Consider the following 2,791-nt stretch of genomic DNA (forward strand, 5'->3'; position numbering starts at 1 on the left):
CGTCGTCGAGGCCATGCGCCAGTACTGGATGCCGACCCGCTATGCTCGCACGCGTTGATCACTGCAGACGTGGGAGCTCATGCCGGTTACGTTTGTCTTCAAATGGTCCAGCTGCGACGTCGAAAGCACAAACAACTCGACGGGTGACTCAACTCTACAGAGGTAAGCAGGCGATATAGAACCGGTTGAAAAACCTACACCAAGGTTTGTCGACACACGACGCCGGTACGAAGCACGCGAGACTTGTGACGTTGCCCCGGCGCAAAGCAGCTTGCGCAGAATGCTGAACAAGCCGATTCGAGCGGAGACGGGCCTCGGCTGATACTCCGTCTCCACTTCTTTTTCGCAGACAGGACAAAGGTAGCTAATTATTCTGACCTCGTCCGAGGCTCAAGTATTCGCCATTCTCATCATCCATAAAATCAATTGCTTTGATGGACGACACCCACACGATGGATCGGTTCCATAGATGCATTCTAACGGGTAAATATACCGATCTTGATCGCCGTGACCGCCGGAGATTGCGGGCGCCATAGACTCCTTCGTCAAATCGCTTTCAACGCGCGCCTGGTCCATAGAATGATCCTGACCTGCCCGGGCGTATTTCCTCCAGATAGAGTTAGAGTCCGGCCTGAAGAAGGACGGACAGATGAAGCGAGCAAGGTTCACGGAAGAGCAGATTATCGCGGTGTTGAAGGAGGATGAGGCTGGGCCGAAGACGGCCGACCTGGCTCGAAGACCGACGGACACCTCGGCCGCTGTCATCTCAAGGGCCACGAGGGCGATGCGGCCAACGTCGCCCTTGACCTCCGTCGGCCACAATCTCCGCCTCGTTCTCCTGGCTGAGGATTTTGCTGCGCCTAATTCTGATCGCGCTCTGGCGCTTGTTCGCCGTCCCGGCCGTTCTCAAATGGGTTTCTTAACGGACGACTCATTATGGAAACTGGATTCGACGGCGCGCTGCGCCTATCCTGCTGTTCGCCCCGATTTCCTACCACTTGCTTACGTGGTGCTTGCGCGGGACCATCAGCTTGCCTCACGAAACAGAAGGCGAACGGAGTGACTTGCAGTTTCGCCCGAGGCGAGGATGCGCATCGAAGGCTTCTCGGATAGGTCCCCCGCAAAGCCCTCGGGGTCGCTGTGGCCCGTCCACGCTTCCATGGAGACAAAGGGTGCTCGGGGCCGGGACCACAGCGCCAGATGTGGGAAGCCGGACGCTTCCAGCACGATGCTGGAGCCCTCGTGGCCGGCATTCAAACTGAACGAGCGGCTCTTGGCGCTCAGGAAGCAAAGTGCATCGGATGCGAAGAGCTCGTCGGTCAAATTAAGCGTCCTTCCCTTCATCGGTATTTGACGTGTCCGCGACGATATGAGTCCATTGCTTGTGATCACGGGAATGATGGAACTCTCTTCGGCTTCAAACACGATTGTGTAGTCGTCCCGGACCACACTGTTAAATGGCCAGCAAAAGGCCGGGTGAAAGCCAAGTGCATAAGGCATGCTTCGGCGATCCAAATTCTCGATCATAAACTCGACGGCCAATGCCGTATCCCGGAGTGTATACGTCACGGACAGCCGAAATAAGAACGGAAAAACCTTCAAGGTGTCCGGACTGTTCGTTAGCGCAAGTGTAACGCTTGAGGTGTTCCGGCTCGATACAGTGAATTCACGTTGCCTTGCGAATCCATGAGCGCTCAATCGACGGGAGTGGCCATCAACACGAATGCAACCCCTGTTCGCCCACCCGACAATCGGAAACAATATTGGCGATGATTGGTCCCACCAGACAGGGTCCCGGTGCCAAAGTAGTTTGTGGCCGCCGGCGACCCAGCTGTGCAGCTCACCACCATGCAGACAAACGTCGGCGTGAGAAACACCGCTTTCAAGCCTGATGAACATTCGAGCACTCATGTCAGTAGTTTACGAACCTCCGGTCGTTGCCGCAGCGGCAACAGCAAGGTCAAGAATAGATAGCTCTCTGGCACTTGCTCGACCACCATAGGGAGCCTTCAGTGTATCCAATAACGACTCTCGAAATGCAACTGCACGACCGCAGATTTCACTAGGAGGGGTTGGAACTCGAGACTCCGAACCAGAGGTCGATCGCCGACTTCGCGCATCTCTGGACGGCCCGAGGGGGCTCTATGTGGCGGCGGTGATCGACTGTTCTTGTACGGGTGGATTGGTCGATGGATGTCTTCATGAGGGTGCAACTCGTGACCGATACACTGTTGACTCGAAGCCGCCTCGACCTTGCCGAGCGCGGCGGATTGCATCATACCTTTCGGTGTGTACCGCCGCAGATAGTTCTTTTTTCAACGCAATCAAACGATCGATGCTAAAGAGATCAATCTCCGTACGGAGTAGAATGCAAACACCCCGCCGATTCCTTCCGTCGACCGCGAGGCTGGCAGTTTTTGAGGCCGGCGCCAGAACAGACAGCGTAACCCTGGCGGCCAGGGAGCTCAGCCTTACACAGAGCGCGGTCAGCCGGCACATCAAGAGCTTGGAGGCGCAGCTTGAGATCGCTCTTCGCTGCGTGAGCACCAGACGATCCGCCTGACCGCCGCCGGCGAAGCCTATGCACGCGACATTCGCGAGGCGGTGCGGAAGATCAGCACGGCCTCCTTCAACGTTCGCGCCAATCTCGGGGGCGAGACGCTCAATCGCAACGATCTTGCTAACCTTCGCCACGCGCTAGTTGCTCTGCACGGTGATTATGACTCTTTGGAAGGGTTTGGGTAGGCGCGTCCCATTTTGGCGCGAGCTTTTTCGATTGTGAACATCCATT

Annotated in this window: 1 protein-coding gene and 3 pseudogenes; 3 read left to right on the plus strand and 1 reads right to left on the minus strand. The window is 56.5% G+C overall.

Annotation, left to right across the window (positions count from 1 at the left end):
- Window positions 1-649: 649 nt before the first annotated feature.
- Both K288_RS53315 and K288_RS55395 read left to right on the plus strand, forming a co-directional pair.
- Window positions 650-739 (plus strand): annotated as a pseudogene (locus tag K288_RS53315) (transposase); the annotation flags it as partial.
- A pseudogene (locus tag K288_RS55395) lies at window positions 736-923 on the plus strand (IS5/IS1182 family transposase); the annotation flags it as partial. The pseudogenes K288_RS53315 and K288_RS55395, both read left to right, overlap by 4 nt.
- Before the next feature lie 103 nt (window positions 924-1,026).
- Here the strand turns inward: K288_RS55395 and K288_RS0142995 are convergent.
- Entirely contained in the window at window positions 1,027-1,911 is an 885-nt protein-coding gene (locus K288_RS0142995) for an aldose 1-epimerase family protein (RefSeq protein ID WP_027584825.1), read from the minus strand.
- Window positions 1,912-2,368: 457 nt separating this feature from the next.
- On the opposite strand from K288_RS0142995, the pseudogene K288_RS51885 reads away from it, so the two are divergent.
- A pseudogene (locus K288_RS51885) lies at window positions 2,369-2,667 on the plus strand (LysR family transcriptional regulator); the annotation flags it as partial.
- Window positions 2,668-2,791 lie beyond the last annotated feature (124 nt).

It is taken from the genome of Bradyrhizobium sp. Ai1a-2 (assembly GCF_000426245.1).
Lineage (GTDB): Bacteria > Pseudomonadota > Alphaproteobacteria > Rhizobiales > Xanthobacteraceae > Bradyrhizobium.

What these genes read in the sequence shown, in the direction of transcription:
- K288_RS0142995 (WP_027584825.1), bottom strand. Translation starts at nt 1,911, where the DNA reads ATGAGTGCTCGAATGTTCATCAGGCTTGAAAGCGGTGTTTCTCACGCC.